Consider the following 24,345-nt stretch of genomic DNA (forward strand, 5'->3'; position numbering starts at 1 on the left):
GACGCCTTCGCGGGCAAGCCCGCTCCCACAGTGGTTTGTGGCGCTATCAAAATTGTGTACACCTCAAGCACCAACGGACTGTCGATGAAACTCTCCCCCCTCGCCCTGACGCTGACCCTGCTGCCAGCCGGCCCAGTGCTGGCCGACACCTTCGAACGCGACCAGGCCCTGAAGCTGCCCGACGTACTGATCAGCGCCAACCGCCAGGTCGAGGCGCGCAACGACAGCAGCGCCGCCAACACGGTCTTCACCCGCGAAGACATCGACCGGTTGCAACCCAACAGCGTCACTGACCTGCTGCGCCGTGTACCGGGGGTGCAAGTGGCACAAACCGGCGGGCGCGGCAGCCTGCCGGGAATTTACATTCGCGGCACGCAGTCGGCCCAGAGCCTGGTGCTGGTGGACGGCCAGCGGATCGGCAACTCGTCCTCCGGCGACAGCAACCTGCAACACATCAACATCGACCAGGTCGAGCGCGTGGAAGTGCTGCGCGGCTCCCGTTCGGTGATCTACGGCAGCGATGCGATTGGCGGGGTGATCCAGATCTTCACTCGGCGTGGCAGCGACCCCGGCCTGCAACCCAGGCTGCATATGGGGTTTGGCAGCAACCAGACCTGGGAGCGTAGCCTCGGCTTGTCTGGGGGCGATGAGCAGACCCGCTTCAACCTCGGCGCCAGCCTGGATGAAACCGCCGGGATCGATCGCACCCATGAGTCGTATCCCAGCGACAGTGATCACGACGCCTACCGCAACAAATCCCTGAGCCTGAGCGTGAGTCACGCCCTCAGCGACGACGTCGAGATCGGCGCCAATCTGCTGGATAACCGTGGTAAAAGCGAATTCGACAATCCGTTCGGTCGCTTCGACCTGAACACGTTCGAGTCAGTCCAGCAGCAGCCCTACAACGAATTCGATGTGAGCAGTGTCAGCAGCTACATCGACGCACGGGTCAACGACCTGTGGAAAACCCGCGTCGAGTTCGGCCACAGCGAAAACCGCGAGAAGACGTTCGACAAGCTCAGCGATGAGCGCAGCGTGTTCAATACCTATCGAGACTCGGTGAACTGGCAGAACGACCTGACACTCAACCAGCGCAACAGCCTGATCCTCGGCGGCGACTGGTACGAAGACCGCGTCAACAGCAGCACGCCGTTCGACGAGGACAGTCGCTGGAACCGCGCGGCATTTGTCCAGCATCGTTATCAGGCTGACAGATTCTCTACCGAACTGGGCCTGCGCCGCGACCAGAACCAACAGTTCGGCGGCCAGAACAGCTGGAGCGGCACCTTCACCCTGCCGCTAAACCCCGACAACGACTTGCTGCTGACCTACAGCGAAGGTTTCCGTGCGCCGACCTTCAACGACCTGTACTACCCCGACTTCAGCAACCCGGACCTTAAACCCGAGACCTCGAAAAGCTATGAACTGCAATGGCGCAGCCAATTGACCGAGAGCAGTCGCCTGGAGGCCTCGCTGTACCGTACGGACCTCGAAGACGCGATCATCTTCGGCAGCAACTCACGTCCAGAGAACGTGGCGTCGGCACGCATCAACGGCTTTGAAGCGACATTAAGACAGGAACTGTTCGGCTGGCAGAGCAACCTCGGCGTGGCGATTATCGACCCGCGTGACCGCGATACGGGGCATACCCTGGCCCGTCGCGCACGTCGCACATTGAGCTGGGATCTGGATCGACAGTTCGACCGCCTGGGCCTGGGCGCCAGTTGGCAAGCTGTTAGCAGCAGCTATGACGACCTGAACAATCAACAGCCATTGGGTGGTTATGGGTTGCTGGGGTTGCGCAGCAGTTGGGCACTCAATCGAGAGATCAGCCTGGAGCTTAAGGTCGACAACCTGCTGCACAAGGGTTACAGCCGGGCACTGTACAGCCATGAAGGCAGCCAGTACGGATATCGCGAGGAAGGTCGGGCGTGGGTGTTTGGGGTGACTTGGACCCCGGAGCTCTGATGGTCTCTGGGCTAGCCTCTTCGCGAGCAAGCCCGCGAAGGCCGCACCTCGGTCTCAGCGGTCAGGTGCAATCTCGCGGCACAACTTGGCCGTCGCCTCGACCATCTGCCCGCTCGGCCGCTCCAGGCCCTTGTCCGTAACCAGCCGCAACTGCCCCTGCCGCACCGCCGCCACCTGCGGCCACGCCTTCCACGCATCAAGTTGCGCCTGATCACCGGCCAGAATCACCTCGGGATCGCGCTGCAGGACCGCTTCGACACTGATCTGCGGCGCCGGGAGTGCCTGGTCGCCGAAGACGTTTTGCGCCCCACAGACTTCAAGCGCAGCGCTGATGATCTGCCCTCCGCCCACGGTGTATAGCGGCTTATCCCAGACTTGATAGAACACACGCAACGGATGCTCCCGCCGATAGCGTTGACGCAGCTGCGCCAGGCGCTGACGCAAATCGTTGGCCAATACCGCCCCACGCTCAGGCCGCCCGAGTTGCGAGGCAATGGCTTCGATCTGTGCGGTGAGTTGCGCGAAATCATGCGGTTCAGCGACGTAGGTCGGGATGTTCAAGCGCTTGAGTTGTTCACGCTGGGCCGGGCCGACACTGCCAGGCCAGAGCAGCAACAAATCAGGCTTGAGGCTGAGCAAACGCTCCATGTCCAGCTGACCGTAGCGCCCCACGGAGGGCAAATCCTTGAGTTCGGCGGGACGCTCACCGGCATCCAGCACGCCGACCAGCAAGTCGGCCGAACCCAGTTCGACGACCATCTCAGTGAGGGACGGAGCGAGGCTGACAACCCGCTCCACCGCCATGGCCGAGCCGCTGATCGCCAGCAGCAAAACCGCCAGCCAGACAGGGCGCATCAACCGAGCTGACGTGGAATTCGGTAGAGGTAGAACAGCACCGCGGTCGACAGCGCCAGCAGCATCAGCGGCACCGCTTCGAGACCGACAAACACCGCCAATGCACCGATCCAGGCCGGCAAGCCAGCCGCGAGGAACGCCGTGCGCCGCTTGGCCGCCAAACGGATCCATGCATCAGGCTCTTCAGGGGTATCGAGGGCTTTCTGGGTGGCGATCAACGCATGTTTATAGCCGCCAAAAAACTTCAGGCTGACAAACATCGAGGCGACACCGGCGATGAACAACGGCATTGCCAGCACCGGCAGTATGGCTTCACCCTGGCCGAACACTGCGTTGATCACGAACAGCGGCAACAAGGCCAACGCCAGGTATTGCCACCAATTGACGGACAGCCGCCGCCGTACCTGGCCGCGGGTCACGCCCGGTCTACCTCGCCCTGATGTTCATTGCCCATCATATGGTCGAGTTTGCTGGCCTTGGTTGCCAGGTAGAGTTTGTTGTGCGGATTGTGACCCGTGTGCAGCGGCACGCGCTCGGCAACCGCGATGCCCATGTCGGTCAAGGCTTTGACCTTGCGTGGGTTGTTGGTCATCAGGCGCAGGGATTTCACCCCCAGGTGCTCAAGCATCGGCAGGCACATGGCGTAATCGCGCTGGTCGGCGGCAAAGCCCAGGCGCTCGTTGGCCTCAACGGTGTCGGCACCGCCGTCCTGCAGCTCATAGGCGCGGATCTTGTTCAGCAGGCCAATGCCACGGCCTTCCTGGCGCAAATACAGCAATACGCCCCGACCTTCACGAGCGATGGCCTGCAGCGCAGCCTCAAGTTGCGAGCCGCAGTCGCAACGCTGGCTGAACAAGGCGTCGCCCGTCAGGCACTCGGAGTGCAACCGACCGAGTACCGGGGCACCATCGGCGATCTCACCCAGGCTCAGCACGACGTGCTCGCGGCCGGTGGCCTCATCGAGAAAGCCGTGCATGATGAATTGCGCAAAAGGCGTTGGCAGCTTGGAAGCGGCGACAAAAACGACAGGCACCGGTGTGCTCCTGATCTAAAAGTCTGAAGATTCGCAGGCCGGCATTGTAACAGCAGGTTCCAACCGACGCTTAGGCTGAATTATCGGCCATAACTATCAAAAAGTTTGATCTCTGTAGAAGCTGCCGCAGGCTGCGATCTTTTGATTTTGTATTTTAAGATCAAAAGATCGCAGCCTGCGGCAGCTCCTACAGGTTATTCCTCATCGAACGGGTAGGGTTGCTTCCAGCGTTCGAAGATCGGTCTGAGCTCGCCGCTTTTAACCAACTGCGCCATGCGTTGGTCGAACAACGCCATCAGGCTGCGGGCCGCCGGGGTCTTGGCAAAGCACAGGTACAACGGTAATTCGGCGATATGCGTGCGGCGAAACTGCGAAGGATCCTTCGCCCGACTGAGCACCCAATCGACTTCGGTCAGTGCGTCTATGTAGAAGTCGGCGCGGTTCTGCGTCAGCATCGAAACGATGCCGGTACGACGTAGTACTTCGTTGTAGCGGCGGACATTAGGCAGATAATGTTGATAATCGTAGCCACGCACCCACGCCAGACGGTAATTACCCAGGGTTTGTGGGGTCGGTTGCGGGCTGCTGGCCAGGCCCAGGGCGTAGATATGGTCGGTATCGAAGTTCCAGTGCGGATAAAGCACATCGCTGGATTCTTCATGGTAGGAACCGACACATGCATCGACTTCACCCCGCTCGGCCAGTCCCATCGAGCGCACATAGGGTTCGCTGCGGATGTCCAGCTTGACCCCCGCCGGCTCGAAGACTTTGCGCAACACGTCCCAGCCGAGGCCGTGGCCGTCGGCAGCGGTATAGTCTTCCCAGTCTTCGCTGGCCAGATGAATCACGGACGGCGCGGTGATTGCCTCCTCCGCCTGGACCAGCGCACCGAACAGCACCATCACCATCGCTACCCACCAGCGTCGAGCCATCCCTAGTTCTCCCAATTAATCCCTCAGGCGAAAATCCATACCAGCCCCTGCATCGCCAACCACGCAAACACTCCAGCCAACACGTCATCGAGCATGATGCCAACGCCTCCGTGCACATGCCGGTCAACCCAGTGAATCGGCCACGGCTTGAGGATGTCGAAGAAGCGAAACATCAAAAATCCTGCCAGCAGCCACTGCCAACCTTCCGGCACCAGCCACAGGGTGATCCACATTCCGACCATCTCGTCCCAGACGATACCTTCGTGGTCGTGTACCCGTAAATCATCGGCCACCTTGCCGCACAGCCAGAAGCCGAACAGCATGGTAATGCCCAGCATCAACCAGTAGCCCCAGTCGGGCAACATCTGCCATAGCGGGATAAAGGGTAGCGCAACCAGCGACCCCCAGGTGCCCGGAGCCTTTGGCAAGGTGCCGGAGCCAAAGCCAAACGCCAGGAAATGCCAGGGATTGCGCCAGACCGATGGCGGTACGAACTCCGCCGGAACCTGATTGGGGTGATCTGTCACGGTGTCTCCCGAAAATGTTGGTAGCCCCGGGTTTGCGGGGTGATGTCCTTGCCGTCGGCGTCCAGCAGCGTCACGCCCTGCCCTGCTACCACCCGCCCGACCACATGGATCGGCCAGCCGTCGGCCAGCAACAGCGGCAATTCGACAGACGGTAAGGTGAAAGCCAGTACGTAGTCGTCGCCGCCACTCAGGGCCGCAACCTGTGCGTGCGCCAGTCCAAGAAAATCGACCAGGCTTTGCGACAGCGGCAAGCGATCCCGCTCGACTTCGATGCCGACCTTCGAGGCCAGCGCGATATGCCCGCAATCAGCGAGCAGACCATCGGAGATATCCATGGCCGAAGTGGCCTTGCCACGCAGCGCCTGGCCCAATCCAAGCTGCGGTTGCGGCGACCAGTAATGCGCCAGCAGCGGCTCGGCAATGCGCGCTTGGGCCGTGCGCTGGCCGAGCACCAATGGCAAGGCACCGGCGGCATTGCCAAGGTCGCCGCCCACACACAGCAGGTCGCCCGGCCGCGCACCGCTGCGGGTCAGGGCCAAACCGCCCGGCACGCGCCCGAACACCGTCATGGTCAGGCTCAGCGGCCCGCGGGTGGTATCGCCGCCCACCAGCGCCACGCCGCAGCTCGAAGCCATAAGGTTCAAACCACGGGCATAGGCCTGCAACCAATCGGCGGTCACCGTCGGCAAAGTCAGGGCAAGGGTAAAGGCAACGGGCGTGGCGCCCATGGCAGCCAAGTCGCTCACCGCCACGGCCAGCGAGCGCTGACCGAGCAGGAATGGATCGCAGGGGTCGGCGAAATGTACGCCGGCCACCAGGGTATCGGTAGAAATCGCCAACTGCTCCCCGGGAGGGACAGCCAGCAAGGCGCAGTCATCGCCAATTCCGAGGGCAACGCCTTCGCCGCCCTGCGCACAGGGCGCGGCGGCGAAGAAATTGCGGATCAGCTCAAACTCGCCCATGGCTTCGTGTCGACATTCCAAGCGCCAATCAGCGCTTGAACGCCTTCACTTCAGCTTCACGCAGACGCGGGGCCAGCTTGTCGAGCACACCGTTGACGAACTTGTGGCCATCGGTAGAACCGAAGACCTTGGCCAGTTCGATGCCTTCGTTGATCACAACGCGATACGGTACGTCGACGCGCTTGAGCAACTCCCAGGTGGACAGACGCAGAACCGCCAGTTCAACCGGGTCCAGCTCTTCGATGGTCAAGTCCAGGCAAGGCTTGAGCGCGGTGTCGATTTCGGTCTTGAACTGCGGAACCCCGTGCAGGATTTCGCGGAAATACGCACCATCGACATCGGTGAAATCGTTATCGACCCGGAACTGCGCTTCGATCTCGTTCAGCGATTGCTTGGCCATGTGCCATTGGTACAGCGCCTGAGTCGCGAGCTGACGGGCTTCGCGACGCTTGACGCTTTTCGATGGCTTGCCAGCATCCGCAGGTTTTGGATCGCGCGGGTTGAAACGATCGCTTTCGTCGCTAATCACTTGGCCTCCAACTGCGCCAGCAGGCTGACCATTTCCAGAGCGGACAGGGCAGCTTCGGCACCTTTGTTCCCGGCCTTGGTGCCGGAACGTTCAATGGCTTGCTCGATGGAATCGACGGTCAGGACGCCGAAAGCGACCGGTACGCCGAACTCCATGGACACCTGGGCCAGGCCCTTGGTGCACTCGCCAGCCACGTATTCGAAGTGCGGAGTACCGCCACGAATGACCGCGCCCAGGGCGATGATTGCCGCGAACTCGCCCTTCTGAGCGACTTTCTGCGCAACCAGCGGAATTTCGAAGGCGCCAGGGGCGCGGATGATGGTGATGTCGCTTTCGCTCACGCCATGGCGAACCAGGGCATCAACAGCACCGCTGACCAGGCTTTCAACGACGAAACTGTTGAAACGGCCTACTACCAAAGCATAGCGGCCTTTAGGGGCGATGAAGGTACCTTCGATGGTCTTCAGGGTCATTCGATAGATCTCTTAAAGAGCCGGGACGCGTCTCGTACGCGCCCCTCAGTGATATTTGAACCGCGAATTCAAGGCCGGAAACAACCGGTCATTATTCGGAGGGCACGTATTCTACAACTTCCAGATCGAAACCGGATATCGCATTAAACTTCATCGGTGCCGACATCAAGCGCATTTTGCGTACGCCGAGGTCGCGCAGGATCTGCGAACCGGCTCCCACGGTGCTGTAGGTGGTCGGTTTTTTCACCGCCGCGTGGTCTGCGGTTTCGCGGATATGCGCCAGTAACACGTCGCCATCGAGCGGGTGTCCGAGCAACAGCACCACGCCGCTGCCGGCCTCGGCAACCGCGGACATGGCGGCGCGCAGGCTCCAGCGGCCCGGCTGCTTGACCATCAGCAGGTCGCGCAGCGGGTCCATATTGTGCACGCGCACCAGGGTCGGTTCTTCGGCGCAGACATTGCCCAAGGTCAGGGCCATGTGCACGTCACCTTCCACGGAATCACGATAGGTCACCAGGTTGAATTGGCCCAGTTCGCTGTCCAGAGGCTGCTCGGCAATCCGCTGAACGGTACGTTCGTGGATCATCCGGTAGTGAATCAGGTCGGCGATGGTGCCGATCTTGATATTGTGTTCAGCCGCAAAGGCTTCCAGTTCGGCACGACGGGACATGGTGCCGTCGTCGTTCATCACTTCGCAGATCACCCCGCTCGGCTCGAAACCGGCCATGCGCGCCAGATCGCACGCGGCTTCAGTGTGGCCGGCGCGGGCCAGGGTGCCGCCGGCCTGGGCCATCAGCGGGAAAATGTGGCCGGGGCTGACGATGTCTTCAGCCTTGGCATCACGGGCGGCAGCCGCTTGCACGGTGCGCGCACGGTCGGCGGCAGAGATGCCGGTGGTGACGCCTGTGGCCGCTTCGATCGATACGGTGAACTTGGTGCCGAAACCGGAGCCGTTGCGTGGGGCCATCAGTGGCAGCTTGAGCAGTTCACAGCGCTCGCGGGTCATCGGCATGCAGATCAGGCCACGGGCGTGCTTGGCCATGAAGTTGATGTGTTCGGCCTGACAGCACTCGGCGGCCATGATCAGGTCGCCTTCGTTCTCGCGGTCTTCGTCATCCATGAGGATGACCATCTTGCCTTGGCGGATGTCTTCAACCAGTTCTTCGATGCTATTGAGCGCCACAAGGCACCCCCATTCTTTTAGAAATTGAGTTTCAGGATTTGAGGTAGCCGTTGGCGGCGAGAAAGCTTTCGGTAATGTTGCTGCCGGTAGTTGGCTCAGCGGCCTTGTCGCCCAGCAGCAGACGCTCCAGGTAACGGGCCAGCAAGTCCACTTCCAGGTTCACCCGGCGACCTGGCTGGTACGACGCCATGATGGTTTCGCTCAGGGTGTGCGGAATGATCGTCAGCAGGAACTCGGCGCCATCGACCGCGTTCACGGTCAGGCTGGTGCCGTCGACGGTGATCGAGCCTTTATGGGCGATGTACTTGGCCAAGTCCTTCGGCGCGCGGATGCGGAACTCCACGGCACGCGCGTTCTCGGTACGGGCAACGACTTCGCCCACGCCGTCGACGTGGCCACTGACCAGGTGCCCGCCCAGGCGTGTAGTCGGAGTCAGGGCTTTTTCCAGATTGACCGGGCTGCCGCTCTTGAGGTCATTCATGGCGGTGCAGTCGAGGGTTTCGCGACTGACGTCAGCTGCAAAGCCGTTGCCCGGCAGTTCAACGGCGGTCAGGCATACGCCGTTGACCGCGATGCTGTCGCCCAGTTTGACGTCGCTCAGGTCGAGCTTGCCGGTTTCTACATGCACCCGCACATCTCCGCCTTTTGGGGTCAATGCACGAATACTGCCGATGGATTCGATGATGCCGGTGAACATGGGGTTCTCCTCGAGAACAGAGCCAGCGCTATAGCGATGGCCGGAAATTATACGCTCGCTGCCGGTGAAGGAATGGCGGTGACTCGCCAGTCATCGCCCACCGCGCGAATTTCGGTGATTTTGAGCTCGGGTGCATCCTTCATCTGCGCGAGCGGCCAGTCCAGCAGCGGTCGTGCCGAAGAGCCCAAGAACTTGCCGGCAATGAAAATCTGGAACTCATCCACCAAACCGAGTTGAGCGAAAGCACCGGCCAGCCGTGGACCGGCCTCTACCAGCACCTCGTTGACGCCACGGTGGGCGAGTTCGACCAGTAGCTGGCGCAGATCGACCTGACCGTCATAGCCAGGCACGATCAAGCATTCCGGACCATTGGCGTATTGCTCTTCCACCGCTACACAGGTGGCGACCAGCGCCGGGCCGGCCTTGAAGAACGGGGCATCCAACGGTACGCGCAGACGCCCGTCGACCAGTACGCGTAGCGGCAGACGGCTCATGACCTGCGCGGTTTGCCCGGCATCCAGGCCGAGTTCGTCGGCACGCACGGTCAGGCGGGCGTTGTCCGCCAGCACGGTGTCGGCACCGGTCAGCACCACGCTGGCCTGGGCGCGCAGACGCTGGACCGCGGAACGTGCCGCGGGCCCGGTGATCCATTGGCTTTCGCCGCTTTCCATCGCCGTGCGACCGTCCAGGCTCATGGCCAACTTGACCCGCACGAACGGCAAGCCATGTTCCATGCGCTTGAGGAATCCCTGATTGAGCTTGCGCGCCTCACCCTCCAGCACACCGCTTTCAGTGGCGATGCCGGCCTGCGCCAGGCGTTGCAGGCCACGTCCGGCCACTTCCGGGTTCGGGTCCTGCATCGCTGCCACGACCCGCGCCACACCGGCGTTGACCAACGCATCGGCGCACGGGGGCGTGCGACCGTGGTGACTGCAGGGTTCGAGGGTCACGTAGGCGGTGGCGCCACGGGCCAGCTCACCGGCGGCACGCAAGGCGTGGACTTCGGCGTGGGGTTCACCGGCGCGCTCGTGCCAGCCTTCGCCGACGATCTGCCCGTCACGCACGATCACGCAGCCGACCCTCGGGTTGGGGTGTGTCGTGTAATGCCCTTTGCGCGCGAGTTCCAGCGCGCGGGCCATGTAATGGGCGTCGAGGATGGCAAGTTCTGCTGGCGTGGTCATTCTTTCACCGGTTCCCGGGCCAGGCGATCGATTTCTTCGCGGAACTCATTGAGGTCCTGGAAGCGGCGATACACCGAGGCGAAGCGGATGTAGGCGACTTCGTCGAGCTTTTGCAGCTCGGCCATCACCAGCTCACCGACCACGAGGGACTTGACCTCGCGTTCGCCAGTGGCGCGCAGTTTGTGTTTGATGTGCACCAGCGACGATTCGAGGCGCTCGACACTCACCGGGCGCTTCTCCAACGCACGCTGCATGCCGGCGCGGAGTTTTTCTTCGTCGAACGGCTGGCGACTGCCGTCGGTTTTGATCAGGCGCGGCAACACCAGTTCAGCGGTTTCGAACGTCGTGAAACGTTCGCCGCAGGCCAGGCATTCGCGCCGGCGGCGTACCTGTTCGCCCTCGGCGACCAGACGCGAGTCGATGACCTTGGTGTCGTTGGCACCGCAGAAGGGACAGTGCATGGTGGCAGGCAACAAAAAAAGGGAGGGCCATGGTAGCGCATCCGGGTGGCAAGACAAGACATAGGGTTTGCGGTATACAGACGGGATGATCACTGGATCCATGGATTTCACCCTTCCGGAGCTGCCAATGCCGTTACGTCCGCTCGTTTTGCTCAGCCTTTTCAGCCTGTTGGTGGCTTGCAGCAGCGATGCCCCCCAGCCGCCAACGCCTGGCCCGGCGCCACAACAAGCGCAGAAAAAAGCCCGAGAGTCGGCCAACGTCGGTCCTTTGCCGGCCCATCAACGTGAATTGAGCGGCACCCTGCAAGGCATCCCGGATGGCGCCGAAGTCGAGCTGGCCCTGCTGGTGATCGACGACAAGGACCGTCCGCAACAATTGCTCGCCAGTTCCAACCTGATCGGCACCAACCAGGCATTGCCGTTTCATCTGCGCTTCAATCCAGAATCGTTCCCGGCCGGTGCCCGCGTTGAACTGCGCGGCCGCGCCAGCCAGTCCGGCCAACTGATCCTGCACCTGCCGTCACAGCGGATCTATCAGCCGACCACCCAGGCGCTGGGCCAGCTGCAATTTGTCAAAGCGCCATGAAGACGCCGCTGGACCTGCAACAGGCGTTGGGTGAATTGCTCGGCGATGCGCGACTGGTCGCCTGTGGGCTGCCGGAGACTGATCTGAAGCTGTGGCTGATCGATGGCGACAACATGGACCGCGCCTTCAGCCCGGAAGAGACCCGCCGCATTCTGCATGAGCCGCCGTACTGGAGTTTTTGCTGGGCCAGCGGTCTGGCCGTGGCTCGGTATCTGGCGCAGAACCGGCATTGGGTCGAAGGCAAAAGGGTGTTGGATTTCGGTGCCGGCTCCGGGGTCGCGGGGATTGCCGCGGTCAAGGCGGGGGCGCTGGAAGTAGTGGCCTGCGACCTTGACCCGCTGGCGATTGCCGCCTGTCGGGCGAATGCCGAACTCAATGACGTAGCGCTCACTTACTCGACGGACTTTTTCGCCGAAGACGACCGTTTTGACCTGATCCTGGTGGCGGATGTGCTGTACGACCGGGCGAATTTGCCGCTGCTCGATGAGTTCCTCAGTCGTGGCCGCGAAGCGCTGGTGGCGGACTCGCGGGTGCGCGATTTTCGTCATCCGCTGTACCGGCGCATCGAAATGCTGGAGGCCATGACCTTGCCGGACCTGTGTGAACCCGAAGAGTTTCGGCATGTGAGCCTCTACCACGCAAACCGTTAAAAGATCGCAGCCTTCGGCAGCTCCTACATTGACCGTGTGTAAACCCGATCCTGTAGGAGCTGCCGAAGGCTGCGATCTTTTGCGCCAGCCCTTATAGTGAGCACATTCACGCTTCCAAGAGATCCCCCATGAGTCAGCAAACGCCGTACATCTTCGACGCCACGACTGCCGATTTCGACCAGTCGGTGATCGAGAACTCCTTTCACAAACCGGTGCTGGTGGATTTCTGGGCCGAATGGTGTGCCCCCTGCAAGGTCCTGATGCCGATGCTGCAGACCATTGCCGAGAGCTATCAGGGCGAACTGCTGCTGGCCAAGGTCAACTGCGACCTCGAACAGGACATCGTCGCCCGCTTCGGTATTCGTAGCCTGCCGACCGTGGTGCTGTTCAAGGATGGCCAGCCGGTCGATGGTTTTGCCGGTGCGCAGCCGGAGTCGGCCGTGCGTGCGCTGCTCGAGCCCCATGTACAAATGCCGCCACCGGCGGCCGCCGATCCGTTCGAACAGGCCCAGGCCTTGTTCGATGACAGCCGCTTCGCCGATGCGGAAGCTCTGCTAAAAGTGCTGCTGGGCGAAGACAACACCAATGCCAAGGCGCTGATTCTTTACGCCCGCTGCCTCACCGAGCGCGGTGAGCTGGGCGAGGCGCAAGCCGTACTCGACGCGGTCAAGAGCGATGAGCACAAGGCCGCCCTGGCCGGCGCCAAGGCGCAGATCAAGTTCCTCGGCCAGGCCAAGGATTTGCCGGATGCCGCCGACCTTAAAGCGCGCCTGGCAAAAAACCCACAGGACGATGAAGCGGTCTACCAGTTGGCCGTGCAACAACTGGCGCGCCAGCAGTACGACGCGGCGCTGGATGGCCTGCTCAAGTTGTTCATCCGCAACCGCAGCTACAGCGAAGGTTTGCCGCACAAGACCTTGCTGCAGGTGTTCGAACTGCTGGGTAACGATCATCCGTTAGTGACGACCTACCGCCGCAAGCTCTTTGCTGCACTGTATTAACAGCCCCGTCCTGTAGGAGCGAGCATGCTCGCGATGGACGTCAACGATGACGCGTGCTGTCTGTAGAAACGCGCCAAGCATTACGTCCATCGCGAGCATGCTCGCTCCTACAGCCAGCGATAAATCGGCGTATCGCCGCCGCTCTCGACTTTTACATCCGCACTATGACGCAAGCGCACCAACAGGCGCTTGCCCGCCGCCGCACTGCCGGCCAGCCCTTCCAGTTGATCGAGCAAGTCCGGCCCGCTCAATTGCCCGGCCTTGCGCAGCAAATCCCTGGCAACCTGCCACAGCGCATCGTCTTGATTCAGCGGTTTCGCCGCTGGTGCACTGACTTCGGTTTTTTCTACCTGCAGTTGCGCCCCCAGCCGCGCCCAATCGGCGTCATCCATCTCCAGCGTCAAATCCACCGGCCAGTCGCCGATGTTTCCGCGAATTCGCAACATGAGTCAGCTCCCGAACATTTCTTCATGCCCATGCTCCCATGGGGCTTGTGCAACGCCAAGCTGGCAGTCACAATCCGCGCACAAACGTTATAAGATTACATAACATTTTTTTTATCTTGTCTTTCGGAGACTCGCCATGCGCCGCCTGCTTCTCGCCCTGCCGTTTGCCATGTTGCCGCTGGCTGTGGCCCATGCCGCCGACGAACATGATCACGACCATGAGCACGGCAGCCTTGGCGCCCACGAGCACGGCGTCGGGCGCCTGAACGCGGTGCTGGACGGCCAGACCCTGGAGCTGGAGCTGGAAAGTCCGGCGATGAATCTGGTGGGATTCGAGCATGCCGCCGCCACCGACGCTGACAAGGCCAAGGTCGCCGCAGTCCGCAGTCAGCTTGAAAAACCCTTGACGCTGTTCAACCTGCCGACAGCAGCCGGTTGTGGGGTGGCTTCTCAGAAACTGCAAAGCCCCCTCTTCGGTGACAAGCCGAACGCCGACGACGATCACGACAAAGATGCCAAGGACGAGCATCACCACGATCACAGCGAAATCCACGCCCGCTACCAGTTCACCTGCACTACACCCGCTGCGCTGAAAAACCTGGACCTGGCGAATATCTTCAACACATTCCCGGCGACCCAGAAAATTCAGGTACAACTGATCGGCCCGAGCGGGCAGCAAGGGGTTGAAGTGACGGCAAAGGCTGCCGCCCTCAAATTCTGAATTCACTGCAAAACCAATGTGGGAGCGGGCTTGCTCGCGAAGGCAGTGTGTCATGCAACATAGATGTCGACTGACACTCCCCCCTTCGCGAGCAAGCCCGCTCCCACAGGTTAATCAACATTCATGAAATCGGCGCCATGACCCAAGCACTCATCGAACTGTCCGACCTGGGCTTCAGCTGGCCCGGTCATCCGCCATTGCTGGATATCCCGGCGTTTCGCCTGGAACCGGGGGAAACCCTGTTCCTCAAGGGCCCCAGCGGCAGCGGCAAGACCACCCTGCTCGGCCTGCTCGGCGGTGTGCAAAAGCCCGATCGCGGCAGCATTCGCCTGCTCGGCCAGGAGCTGACGGCACTCTCTGCCGGCGCCCGCGATCACTTTCGCGTCGATCACACCGGCTACATTTTCCAGCAGTTCAACCTGCTGCCGTTTCTGTCAGTGCGCGAGAACGTCGAACTGCCCTGCCACTTCTCCAAACTGCGCGCCGAGCGGGCAAAACAGCGCCACGGCAGCATCGATCAGGCCGCCGCCACCCTGCTCGCGCATTTGGGTTTGAAGGACGACAACATCCTCGCTCGCCGCGCCGACTCCCTGTCCATCGGCCAGCAACAACGAGTGGCCGCCGCGCGCGCGCTGATCGGTCAACCGGAACTGGTGATCGCCGATGAGCCGACCTCGGCCCTCGACTACGACGCCCGGGAGAACTTCATTCGCCTGCTGTTCGCCGAATGCCGCGAAGCCGGGTCGAGCCTGTTGTTCGTCAGCCATGACCAGAGCCTGGCGCCGCTGTTCGACCGCCACCTGTCGCTGGCCGAACTCAATCGCGCCGCCACGTCTTTCGAGGTTTGAGATGTATCTGTTTCGTCTAGCCATGGCCAGCCTGGCAAACCGCCGTTTCACCGCGATCCTCACCGCGTTCGCCATTGCCCTGTCGGTGTGCCTGCTGCTGGCTGTGGAACGGGTGCGCACCGAGGCCAAGGCCAGTTTCGCCAGCACCATCAGTGGCACCGACCTGATCGTCGGCGCACGTTCAGGCTCGGTCAACCTGCTGCTGTACTCAGTGTTCCGCATCGGCAACGCCACCAACAATATCCGCTGGGACAGCTTCGAACACTTCGCCAACAACCCGAAAGTGAAGTGGGCCATCCCGATGTCACTCGGCGACTCCCATCGCGGTTATCGGGTGATGGGCACCACCGAGGCGTACTTCGAACACTACCAGTACGGCCGCCAGCAACACCTGGAACTGGCCGATGGCCGTGCCTTCGCCACCGATCCGTTCGAAGTGGTGCTCGGTGCCGAAGTGGCCGACGCATTGCACTACAAACTCGGCGACAAGCTGGTGCTGGCCCACGGTGTGGCCGTGATCAGCCTGGTCAAGCATGACGACAAGCCCTTCACCGTGGTCGGCATTCTCAAGCGTACTGGCACCCCGGTGGACCGCACACTGCACATCAGCCTCGGCGGTATGGAGGCCATTCACGTTGATTGGCACAACGGTGTGCCGGCCCGGGGCAACGGGCGGATCAGCGCCGATCAGGCGCGCAACATGGACCTGACGCCCCAAGCGATCACCGCATTCATGCTCGGCCTGAACAGCAAGATTTCAACCTTTGCCTTGCAGCGCGAAATCAACGAATTCCGCGGCGAACCGATGCTGGCGATCTTGCCGGGCGTTGCGCTGCAAGAGTTGTGGAGCTTGATGAGCACCGCGGAAAAAGCCTTGTTCGTGGTGTCGCTGTTCGTGGTGTTGACCGGGTTGATCGGCATGCTCACGGCGATTCTTACCAGCCTCAACGAACGCCGCCGGGAGATGGCGATCCTGCGTTCGGTAGGTGCGCGACCTTGGCATGTCGCGACGCTGCTGGTACTGGAAGCGTTTGCCTTGGCGCTGGCCGGTGTGGTTGCCGGCGTGGCGCTGCTTTACATCGGCATCGCTGCGGCACAGGGTTACGTGCAAGCCAATTACGGCCTGTTTCTGCCACTGGCATGGCCAAGTGAATATGAATGGACGCTACTCGGTGGCATCCTGATCGCTGCGTTGCTGATGGGCAGCGTGCCTGCCTGGCGCGCCTATCGCCAATCCCTGGCCGATGGCCTGTCGATTCGTTTATGAGGATGTTGAAATGCCCCGCGCTGTCTTTGCGCTGTTGATGCTGGTCGCCCTGCCATTGTGGGCGGCTGCGCCGAAAGAGCTGACCTGGTCGGAAATGATCCCGCCGGATGCGGCCGCGGAAGTGCCGAACATGACGCCGCTGCATGACCTGTCGAAGATGAGCGATGCACTGGCTGCCGAATCGGCACCGGCCGCGAAGCAGGACATGCCCAACGCGCCGGTGGTCAAGGCCCTCGACGGGCAGAACATTCGCTTGCCGGGCTACATCGTGCCGCTGGAAGTGAGTGAAGAAGGTCGCACCACGGAGTTTCTGCTGGTGCCGTATTTCGGCGCCTGTATTCACGTACCGCCACCGCCGTCGAACCAGATCGTGCATGTCAAAAGCGAAGTGGGCGTGAAGCTCGACGAGCTGTATCAGCCGTACTGGATCGAAGGTGCGTTGCAGGTAAAAGCGTCCACCAGCGAGTTGGCGGATGCCGGTTACCAGATGGAGGCGGACAAGATTTACCTGTATGAATTGCCATAGGCGCGAGGCTTGCCCGCGAAGAGGCCCTCACAGGTTCCCCAAAAAACAATCTCATCTCACTTTCATTGAGCTGCATCAAAAGACCAAATCGTTAGCCGACTTACCATTGGACATCGAACATTTTTAACGTCCTCTGGAGCCCCCATGAACAAGTCCTTGCTCGGCGCCTCGCTGTTTGCCCTCGCGCTCGCGGCCCCGCTCGCCCACGCTCACGAAAAAGGCGACATCCTCTTGCGTGCAGGCGCGATCACCGTCGATCCGAATACCGACAGTTCCAGCGTCAAGGTCGATCAGGGCCCATTGAGCGGTGCCGACCTGGGCGGCGAGGCGACGCTGAGCAGCGACACACAACTGGGCCTTAACTTCGCCTATATGATCACCGATCACCTTGGCATCGAATTGCTGGCGGCCACGCCGTTCGAGCATGACGTAAAACTCAAGGGCACTGCCCTGAGCGCAGCCAACGGCAAACTCGGCAGTTTTAATCAACTGCCGCCGACCTTGAGCCTGGTGTACTACCCGCTCGACCCCAAGTCCGCGTTCCAGCCCTATGTCGGTGCAGGCGTCAACTACACCTGGATGTATGACGAACACCTGAGCAGCGAAGCGCGCGCCAATGGTTTCAGCAACTTCAAGACCGAAAACTCCTGGGGCGTGGCCTGGCAGGTAGGTGCCGATTACATGCTGACTGACAACATCCTGTTCAACGCGCAGATGCGCTACATCGACATCGACACGCGTGCGACCGTGGAAAACAACGCCATCGCGCCGGGCACCCGGGCACGGGTGAACGTGGATGCGGATCCGTTTATCTACATGGTCGGCCTGGGTTACAAGTTCTAAACATTCACGTGGTGGTGATGATCGTTCCCCCGCTCAGCGTGGGATGCAGCCAGGGACGCTCCGCGTCCCAAGAGCAGACGCAGAGCGTCCATTGAGGCATTCCCAAGCAGAGCGTGAGAACGATCGGCAACAAAAAAGGCGCCTCAACCGGCGCCTTTTTCTATTGTCCCAGCAACCGCGCCAACCCGACACTCAACGGCGTCGGCTCGGGCGCTCTGAAGCGTTCCAGCAAACGCTGGTTGTTGGCCCGTGAATGACGAATATCGCCGGAGCGTGCCGGGGCGTAGCTCACCGGGGGCAGCTTGCCAACGACCACCTCGAGGGCTGCAAGCATTTGCTTGAGACTCGTCGCCTGGTTCCAGCCGACGTTTACCGCGCCGTCTTCCACCTGGGGTTTCTCGATAGCCTGCACCAGCAAATCGACCAGGTCTTCGACGTAGAGAAAATCCCGCGTTTGCTCACCGTCGCCAAACACGGTGATCGGCAGGCCTTTCTGTGCGCGCTCGCTGAAAATGCTGATCACCCCGGAATACGGCGAGGACGGATCCTGGCGCGGGCCGAAGATGTTGAAGAAGCGAAAAATCACCGGTTCCAGCCCATGCTCGCGCCGGTAGAAATCGAAGTATTGCTCGCTCGCCAGCTTGTCCGATGCGTAGGGCGTCAACGGTGCCTTGGGCGTGTCTTCACCGATCGACTCGCCTTCGCCATTGTTGCCATACACCGCGGCACTGGAGGCAAAAAGCACGCGCTTGACCCCGGACTGGCGCATGGCTTCGCAAACATTTAGCGAGCCGATGAAGTTGCTCTGGTGGGTCTTCACCGGATCGTCCACCGACGCCTGTACCGATGCCACTGCCGCCAGGTGCGCCACGGCACCGCAACCGGCCATCGCACGGGCGACCAGGGCGGCATCGGCCACGTCGCCGACAATCAGCTTGACCTTGGGATTGTCCAGCGGCAGGTTGCTGCGTTTACCGGAAGACAGATCATCGAGAATCCGAACCGAATAGCCCTTGGCGAGCAAGGCATCGGTGAGATGGGAGCCGATGAAACCGGCCCCTCCGGTAATCAAAACGGGGCGATCAGCCATGACGATAGAACCTGTCCAAAAGACCCGGAAGGGCCGCACGCCAGGCGCGCGGCTTGATTCCGAAGGTGTGCAGAATTTTCTTGCAGGCCAGTACCGCGTGCTGCGGTTCTTCGGCGGCGTCCGGTCGCGCGGCGTGAGCCTGGGCGGTCGGAGCTTCGACGGCCAGCGGATGCAGGGCGCGTGCTTCGGTGAGAATCGCCTGCCCCAAGGCTAGTGGCGTGGTCGCCTCATGCCCGGCGTAGTGGTAGGTGCCCCAAAGCGGCGCGCCACAGTCCAGTTGCTTGAGCACCGAAATGATCACGCGGGCCGCGTCGTCCACCGGTGTCGGATTGCCACGGCGATCGTCGGCCATCAACAGCTCCTGTGACTGCTCGGCGCGGCTGAGGAAGCGCCCGAGGGTGCCGTCGGGACTGTCATCGAGCAGCCAACCGAAACGCAACAGCACGTGTTGCGGGCAGGTGGCGCGCACGCTTTGTTCGATTCGCCACAACGCCTGGCCACGCAGGCCCAGCGGCTGCGGCTCGTCTTTTTCGCTGTAGGCTGTCGCCCGGGAGCCGTCGAACACGCGATAACTCGAGGGTTGCAGCAAGACGATGTTGTGATGCTGGCACAGTTCGGCCAGGCGCTCGATCGCCCGCTCCTGCCCGGCCAGGCGCTGTTCGCTGACCGCCTCCGCCTGGAACCAGTCAAAGTAGTAGGCGAGGTTGATCAACGCGTCCGGACGGGTGTCGTCGAGCAGTTGCGTCAGGCTCGCGGCATCCCAGCCGTCTTGAGGTGGGCGGGGGGCGAGGAAACCGATGTCTTCCTCCGCACCGAGGCGAATCAGCGCCTGCCCAAGGGCATTTCCGCCGCCCAGTAACATAAGGCGCATTCGCATAGAGTCAGCAGGCCCAGTCTGATTGGAACGATGGCTTAATCGACGGCGCCCGCGGGCAATGTCGTCGATAGTTGCCGGAATCGTTGCATTTTGCGGGTTTAGTGCGCAACCGTCATCCGTAAAGTGTAGATGTCCGGGATTTGTAGTGCAGCTACTGGCCTCTTCGCGAGCAGGCTCGCTCCCACAATGAAATTGTGTACACCGGCCCAATGTGGGAGCGAGCCTGCTCGCGAAGGGGCCCTAAAGGCCAGCAAAGGTCTTGAGCGGTACTTGCATCTTCACTGAGTCACCCGCATAAATCAGACCATGAACCTGCCCATCCCCGTCGACAGTGCCTTGGCCGGCTTCCACCCCGCCGTCAGCGCCTGGTTCAGCAAGACTTTCGCGACGGTCACCGCCGCCCAGGCCCGGGCGTGGCCGCTGATCCGCCAGCGCCGCTCGACCCTGATTGCCGCACCCACGGGTTCCGGCAAGACCCTCACCGCCTTCCTCGCCGTGATCGACGACCTGGTCCACCGTGGCCTGGAAACCCTCGAAGGCTTGCCTGACGAAACCCTGGTGGTCTACGTTTCGCCGCTCAAGGCGCTGTCCAACGACATCCAGATCAACCTGCAAAACCCGTTGGCCGGTATCAGCGAACAGTTGAGGGTGATGGGCCTGCCCGAGTTGCGCATCAGCACCGCCGTGCGCACCGGCGATACACCGCAAAAAGACCGCTCGGCGATGCGCAAGACCGCGCCGCACATTCTGGTCACCACCCCGGAATCGCTGTACGTGCTGCTCGGCTCCGACTCAGGCCGAAAAATGCTCGGCACCGCACGCACGGTGATCGTCGACGAAATCCACGCCATCGCCGCCAGCAAGCGCGGCAGCCACCTGGCCCTGAGCCTGGAACGCTTGCAGGCGTTGTGCGCCGAACCGCTGGTGCGCATCGGCCTGTCGGCCACGCAAAAACCCATAGAAGCGGTATCGCGCTTTCTGGTCGGCCGCGATCGGGACTGCGAAATCATCGACATCGGCCATGCCCGCCCACGAGATCTGGGCATCGAGGTTCCACCCGTGCCGCTGTCGGCGGTGATGGCGAACGATGTCTGGGAACTGGTCTATGACTGTCTGGCCGCCCTGGCCCGCGAGCACCGCACTACGCTGGTGTTCGTCAATACGCGGCGCCTGGCCGAACGCCTGAGTCGGCACCTGAGCGAACGCTTGGGCAAGGACGCCGTGGCCGCCCACCACGGCAGCCTGGCCAAGGAGTTTCGCCTGGACGCCGAACAGCGGCTCAAGCGCGGCGAGCTGCAAGTGTTGATCGCCACCGCGTCGCTGGAATTGGGCATCGACATTGGCGACGTCGACCTGGTGTGCCAGATCGCCTCGCCGCGCTCGATTGCCGGCTTTTTGCAAAGGGTTGGACGCTCCGGACACCAGGTCGGCGGCACGCCTAAGGGTCGTTTGTTCGCGACCACCCGCGACGACCTGATTGAATGCGTCGCGCTGCTCGACTGCGTGCGCCGGGGCGAGCTCGACACCCTGCTGATCCCCGAGGCACCGCTGGATGTCCTGGCGCAACAGATCATCGCCGAAGTCAGTTGCCAGGAATGGCCAGAGGACGCCTTGCTGGCGTTGTTCCGGCAGGCCTCGCCCTATGCCGCGCTCGACGAAAAACATTATCAGGCGCTGCTGCGCATGCTTGCCGAGGGTTACAACGGGCGTCAGGGTATTCGCAGCGCCTATCTGCACCGCGACGCCGTGAACCGTACCCTGCGTGGTCGTCGCGGCGCCAAACTGACGGCCGTGACCAGCGGCGGGACGATTCCGGACAACGCCGACTACGCCGTATTGCTGGAGCCGCAAGCGCTGAATATCGGCAGCGTCAACGAAGATTTCGCCGTGGAGAGCATCGCTGGCGATGTGTTCCAGTTGGGCAATACCTCGTACCGGATCCTGCGGGTCGAAACCGGCAAGGTCCGGGTCGAAGACGCTCAGGGCCAGCCGCCGACGATCCCGTTCTGGCTTGGCGAAGCCCCGGGGCGCAGTGCTGAACTGTCGTTTGCCGTAGCGCGCCTGCAGGCCCGACTCGATGAGCTCTTGGGCGCCACGCCGGGCAATTTGCAGCCAAGCCTCGATTGGTTGACCGACAACCTCGGCCTGAACCTGGCCAGCGCCGAACAACTGGTCGAATACCTCGCCCGTGCGCGCCAGTCCCTCGGCGCCCTGCCCTCCCAAGACACGCTGCTGATGGAGCGGTTTTTCGATGAGTCGGGCGGCACGCAACTGATCATCCACAGCCCGTTCGGCAGCCGCATCAATCGCGCGTGGGGCTTGGCCCTACGCAAGCGTTTTTGCCGCACCTTCAATTTCGAATTGCAGGCGGCCGCCAGCGAGGACGCCATCGTCTTGTCGTTGTCCACCAGCCACAGCTTTGAACTCGATGAGGTCTGGCGCTATCTGCACAGCAACAGCGCGCAACACATTCTGATCCAGGCCGTGCTCGACGCGCCGCTGTTCGGTGTGCGCTGGCGCTGGAATGCCGGCGTGGCACTGGCGTTGCCGCGCTATACCGGCGGGCGCAAGGTCGCGCCGCAGATCCAGCGCATGAAAAGTGAAGACCTGATCGCCAGCGTGTTTCCCGATCAGATTGCCTGCGTGGAAAACCTGGTCGGCGAACGGGAAGTCCCCGACCATCCGCTGGTGGAACAAACCCTCGATGATTGCCTGCACGACGCCATGGACAGTGAAGGCTGGCTGGCGCTGTTGCGGCGCATGGAGCGCGGTGAGGTCCGCCTGATCAGCCGAGACCTGCCGGCACCCTCGCCGCTGGCGGCGGAAATACTCAGCGCCCGGCCATACACTTTTCTTGACGACGCGCCACTGGAAGAGCGCCGCACACAAGCCGTTATCAATCGACGCTGGAGCGAGCCAGAATCAACCGATGACCTTGGTGCGTTGGATGTCGAGGCGATTGCTGCCGTGCGCGAAGAAGCCTGGCCGACACCCAGCGGTGTGGATGAAATGCACGAGGCGTTGATGAGCCTGGCGTGCATCACCGAGGCCGAGGCCAGCGCCAACGCCCCATGGCTCGATTGGCTGGACACCCTGGCCGACAGCGGCCGCGCCTGCCGCATCAGCCATTCACTTTGGTTGGCGCGGGAACGACTGACCTGCCTGCGGGCCATTTATCCACAGGCTGTCTTGATGCCAGCGCTGGAAGCGTTGCCGGGGTTCGATGAGCACTGGGAAGTGGACGACGCGGTGCTTGAAGTGATTCGCGCACGGCTCAGCGCGTTTGGTCCATTGCCGCTGCAGGCGATCGCCGAGCCGCTCCAATTGCCAGCGACACACGTCACTCGGGCGCTGGCGCTACTCGAACACGAAGGCTACGTGCTGCGCGGCCGGTTCACTCCGGGCAGCACTGAAGATGAGTGGTGCGAGCGACACCTGCTGGCACGGATTCACCGCTATACGGTCAAGCGCCTGCGCCGGGAAATCGAGCCCGTGGCCTTGCAGGATTTCATGCGATTTCTGTTCGACTGGCAGCACCTGTCCAACGCCACCCGAGGCCAGGGCAGCTCGATGTTATCGGCCATCAGTGCTCAGTTCGAAGGCTACCCCGCTGCAGCTTCGGCCTGGGACAGCGACCTGCTGCCCGCGAGGCTCAAGGACTATTCGCCCACCTGGCTCGATGATGCCTGCCGTAGCGGCAAGCTGGTCTGGACCCGGTTGACCGCACGCAACCGCAGCACCGGCACCGCGCTGCGCAGTACGCCGATCGTGTTGTTGCCGCGTCAGCGGGTCGGTCTCTGGAGCGACTTGACCGAACAGACGCCGGTCGGCGAACTGTCGCCCAAGACACAGAAGGTTCACGCCGCCCTCAGCCAGCACGGCGCGCTGTTTTTCGATGAGCTGATTCATGAAGCCCACCTGTTGCGCACGGAACTGGAAATCGCCCTGCAGGAACTGGTCGGTGCCGGGTTGGTCAACGCCGACAGCTTTGCCGGCCTGCGCGCACTGATCACCCCGGCCAGCAAGCGCCAGCAGCGTAGTAGCCGGCGCGGGCGCGGGGCCTTTATCGGCGGCATGGACGATGCCGGGCGCTGGGCACTGTTGCGTCGTGGGACTGCCGCGCCAGTGGTGGATAATCCGCGACCGACGCCAACACCCGCAGAGACCCTGGAACACATCGCCATGACCTTGTTGCGCCGCTACGGTGTGGTGTTCTGGCGATTGCTCGAACGTGAGGCCGATTGGCTGCCGAGCTGGCGGGAATTGCTGCGCACCTTCCATCGGCTGGAAGCGCGGGGCGAGATTCGGGGCGGGCGTTTTGTCAGTGGATTGGCGGGTGAACAGTTCGCACTGCCGGAGGCTATTCCACTGCTGCGCGAAGTACGGCGACGACCCCACGACGGCAGCTTGATCGCAGTCTGCGGGGTCGATCCGCTGAACCTCGCCGGCACCCTGCTGCCCGGTGCGAAAGTGCCGGCGCTGGCGAGTAATCGACTGGTGTATCGCGATGGTTTGCCGGTGGCTGCGCAGATCGCTGGCAAGCCGTGTTTTTGGCTGGAGCTGGATCAACGGGCTATGGCTGAAGTGCAGAGCAAGCTTATCCGGCATTGATGTTGTCTCATCCGGCCCCTTCGCGGGCAAGCCCGCTCCCACATTGGACCGGTGTACATAAATCCATTGTGGGAGCGG

At 62.0% G+C, this 24,345-nt stretch carries 25 protein-coding genes; 10 read left to right on the forward strand and 15 right to left on the reverse strand.

Going from position 1 to position 24,345, the window contains the following annotated elements; all coding sequences use genetic code 11:
• Positions 1-84: 84 nt before the first annotated feature.
• Entirely contained in the window at positions 85-1,968 is a 1,884-nt protein-coding gene (locus HGP31_RS27875) for a TonB-dependent receptor domain-containing protein (RefSeq protein WP_168759013.1), read from the forward strand.
• Positions 1,969-2,022: 54 nt separating this feature from the next.
• Here the strand turns inward: HGP31_RS27875 and HGP31_RS27880 are convergent, their stop codons facing one another.
• The 12 genes from HGP31_RS27880 to nrdR all read right to left on the reverse strand — a co-directional run bounded on the left by HGP31_RS27880 (position 2,023) and on the right by nrdR (position 10,801).
• Positions 2,023-2,823: a cobalamin-binding protein gene (locus HGP31_RS27880; protein ID WP_168759014.1), complete on the reverse strand. Its 801-nt coding sequence runs from the start codon at positions 2,821-2,823 to the stop codon at positions 2,023-2,025.
• Positions 2,823-3,242, reverse strand: a complete 420-nt coding sequence (locus tag HGP31_RS27885; protein ID WP_020796282.1) for a hypothetical protein — start codon at positions 3,240-3,242, stop codon at positions 2,823-2,825. The genes HGP31_RS27880 and HGP31_RS27885 overlap by 1 nt, the downstream gene beginning before the upstream one ends.
• Complete coding sequence (ribA, locus tag HGP31_RS27890; RefSeq protein WP_008059515.1) at positions 3,239-3,856, reverse strand: GTP cyclohydrolase II; 618 nt, start codon at positions 3,854-3,856, stop codon at positions 3,239-3,241. The genes HGP31_RS27885 and ribA overlap by 4 nt, the downstream gene beginning before the upstream one ends.
• Before the next feature lie 194 nt (positions 3,857-4,050).
• The gene (locus HGP31_RS27895; protein WP_033044775.1) at positions 4,051-4,788 is read right to left on the reverse strand and encodes a substrate-binding periplasmic protein; all 738 of its coding nucleotides are present in this window, start codon (positions 4,786-4,788) and stop codon (positions 4,051-4,053) included.
• Between the two features lie 23 nt (positions 4,789-4,811).
• A complete protein-coding gene (locus HGP31_RS27900) occupies positions 4,812-5,315 on the reverse strand; it encodes a phosphatidylglycerophosphatase A family protein (protein ID WP_020796280.1) in 504 nt (167 codons plus the stop codon).
• Positions 5,312-6,277, reverse strand: a complete 966-nt coding sequence (gene thiL, locus HGP31_RS27905) for a thiamine-phosphate kinase (RefSeq protein ID WP_020796279.1) — start codon at positions 6,275-6,277, stop codon at positions 5,312-5,314. The genes HGP31_RS27900 and thiL overlap by 4 nt, the downstream gene beginning before the upstream one ends.
• A 28-nt stretch (positions 6,278-6,305) precedes the next feature.
• Positions 6,306-6,806, reverse strand: a complete 501-nt coding sequence (nusB, locus tag HGP31_RS27910; RefSeq protein WP_008000432.1) for a transcription antitermination factor NusB — start codon at positions 6,804-6,806, stop codon at positions 6,306-6,308.
• A complete protein-coding gene (ribH, locus tag HGP31_RS27915; RefSeq protein ID WP_003228649.1) occupies positions 6,803-7,279 on the reverse strand; it encodes a 6,7-dimethyl-8-ribityllumazine synthase in 477 nt (158 codons plus the stop codon). The genes nusB and ribH overlap by 4 nt, the downstream gene beginning before the upstream one ends.
• Positions 7,280-7,370: 91 nt before the next feature.
• Positions 7,371-8,462 carry a bifunctional 3,4-dihydroxy-2-butanone-4-phosphate synthase/GTP cyclohydrolase II gene (gene ribBA / locus HGP31_RS27920; RefSeq protein WP_020796278.1) on the reverse strand — a complete coding sequence of 364 codons (1,092 nt, stop codon included), beginning with the start codon at positions 8,460-8,462 and terminating at the stop codon, positions 7,371-7,373.
• A gap of 31 nt (positions 8,463-8,493) precedes the next feature.
• Positions 8,494-9,159, reverse strand: coding sequence for a riboflavin synthase (locus HGP31_RS27925; protein WP_020796277.1), 666 nt, complete (start codon positions 9,157-9,159; stop codon positions 8,494-8,496).
• Between the two features lie 47 nt (positions 9,160-9,206).
• Positions 9,207-10,340 (reverse strand): bifunctional diaminohydroxyphosphoribosylaminopyrimidine deaminase/5-amino-6-(5-phosphoribosylamino)uracil reductase RibD, encoded by a 1,134-nt coding sequence (gene ribD, locus HGP31_RS27930; protein WP_168759015.1) that lies wholly within the window; start codon positions 10,338-10,340, stop codon positions 9,207-9,209.
• On the reverse strand, positions 10,337-10,801 hold the full coding sequence (gene nrdR, locus HGP31_RS27935; protein WP_003228656.1) for a transcriptional regulator NrdR: 465 nt from the start codon (positions 10,799-10,801) through the stop codon (positions 10,337-10,339). Before nrdR ends, ribD begins: the two co-directional genes overlap by 4 nt.
• Positions 10,802-10,928: 127 nt before the next feature.
• Between nrdR and HGP31_RS27940 the strand changes: the two genes are divergently transcribed.
• From HGP31_RS27940 to trxA, 3 genes are all read left to right on the forward strand, one after another.
• On the forward strand, positions 10,929-11,387 hold the full coding sequence (locus HGP31_RS27940) for a YbaY family lipoprotein (RefSeq protein ID WP_168759016.1): 459 nt from the start codon (positions 10,929-10,931) through the stop codon (positions 11,385-11,387).
• Complete coding sequence (locus HGP31_RS27945) at positions 11,384-12,037, forward strand: class I SAM-dependent methyltransferase (protein ID WP_033044777.1); 654 nt, start codon at positions 11,384-11,386, stop codon at positions 12,035-12,037. Before HGP31_RS27940 ends, HGP31_RS27945 begins: the two co-directional genes overlap by 4 nt.
• A gap of 128 nt (positions 12,038-12,165) precedes the next feature.
• Positions 12,166-13,038 carry a thioredoxin gene (trxA, locus tag HGP31_RS27950; protein WP_008065763.1) on the forward strand — a complete coding sequence of 291 codons (873 nt, stop codon included), beginning with the start codon at positions 12,166-12,168 and terminating at the stop codon, positions 13,036-13,038.
• A gap of 107 nt (positions 13,039-13,145) precedes the next feature.
• Here trxA and HGP31_RS27955 read toward each other — a convergent pair whose 3' ends face one another.
• Positions 13,146-13,484, reverse strand: coding sequence for a hypothetical protein (locus HGP31_RS27955; RefSeq protein WP_020796272.1), 339 nt, complete (start codon positions 13,482-13,484; stop codon positions 13,146-13,148).
• 136 nt (positions 13,485-13,620) lie between these two features.
• Between HGP31_RS27955 and HGP31_RS27960 the strand changes: the two genes are divergently transcribed.
• From HGP31_RS27960 to HGP31_RS27980, 5 genes are all read left to right on the forward strand, one after another.
• Positions 13,621-14,205, forward strand: coding sequence for a DUF2796 domain-containing protein (locus HGP31_RS27960; protein WP_168759017.1), 585 nt, complete (start codon positions 13,621-13,623; stop codon positions 14,203-14,205).
• A gap of 137 nt (positions 14,206-14,342) precedes the next feature.
• Positions 14,343-15,053, forward strand: a complete 711-nt coding sequence (locus tag HGP31_RS27965) for an ABC transporter ATP-binding protein (RefSeq protein WP_033043467.1) — start codon at positions 14,343-14,345, stop codon at positions 15,051-15,053.
• A 1-nt stretch (position 15,054) separates the two neighbouring features.
• Positions 15,055-16,320 (forward strand): ABC transporter permease, encoded by a 1,266-nt coding sequence (locus HGP31_RS27970; protein WP_110755050.1) that lies wholly within the window; start codon positions 15,055-15,057, stop codon positions 16,318-16,320.
• Positions 16,321-16,330: 10 nt separating this feature from the next.
• Positions 16,331-16,846, forward strand: coding sequence for a DUF3299 domain-containing protein (locus tag HGP31_RS27975; protein ID WP_020796268.1), 516 nt, complete (start codon positions 16,331-16,333; stop codon positions 16,844-16,846).
• Positions 16,847-16,990: 144 nt separating this feature from the next.
• On the forward strand, positions 16,991-17,689 hold the full coding sequence (locus HGP31_RS27980) for an OmpW/AlkL family protein (RefSeq protein ID WP_020796267.1): 699 nt from the start codon (positions 16,991-16,993) through the stop codon (positions 17,687-17,689).
• 160 nt (positions 17,690-17,849) lie between these two features.
• Here the strand turns inward: HGP31_RS27980 and HGP31_RS27985 are convergent, their stop codons facing one another.
• Positions 17,850-18,779, reverse strand: coding sequence for an NAD-dependent epimerase/dehydratase family protein (locus HGP31_RS27985; RefSeq protein ID WP_168759018.1), 930 nt, complete (start codon positions 18,777-18,779; stop codon positions 17,850-17,852).
• On the reverse strand, positions 18,772-19,656 hold the full coding sequence (locus HGP31_RS27990; protein ID WP_033043465.1) for a sugar nucleotide-binding protein: 885 nt from the start codon (positions 19,654-19,656) through the stop codon (positions 18,772-18,774). The genes HGP31_RS27985 and HGP31_RS27990 overlap by 8 nt, the downstream gene beginning before the upstream one ends.
• Positions 19,657-19,962: 306 nt before the next feature.
• Between HGP31_RS27990 and HGP31_RS27995 the strand changes: the two genes are divergently transcribed.
• Positions 19,963-24,267 carry a DEAD/DEAH box helicase gene (locus HGP31_RS27995; RefSeq protein ID WP_168759019.1) on the forward strand — a complete coding sequence of 1,435 codons (4,305 nt, stop codon included), beginning with the start codon at positions 19,963-19,965 and terminating at the stop codon, positions 24,265-24,267.
• Positions 24,268-24,345: the final 78 nt, after the last annotated feature.

This window comes from Pseudomonas umsongensis, assembly GCF_012647205.1.
GTDB lineage: Bacteria > Pseudomonadota > Gammaproteobacteria > Pseudomonadales > Pseudomonadaceae > Aquipseudomonas > Aquipseudomonas umsongensis.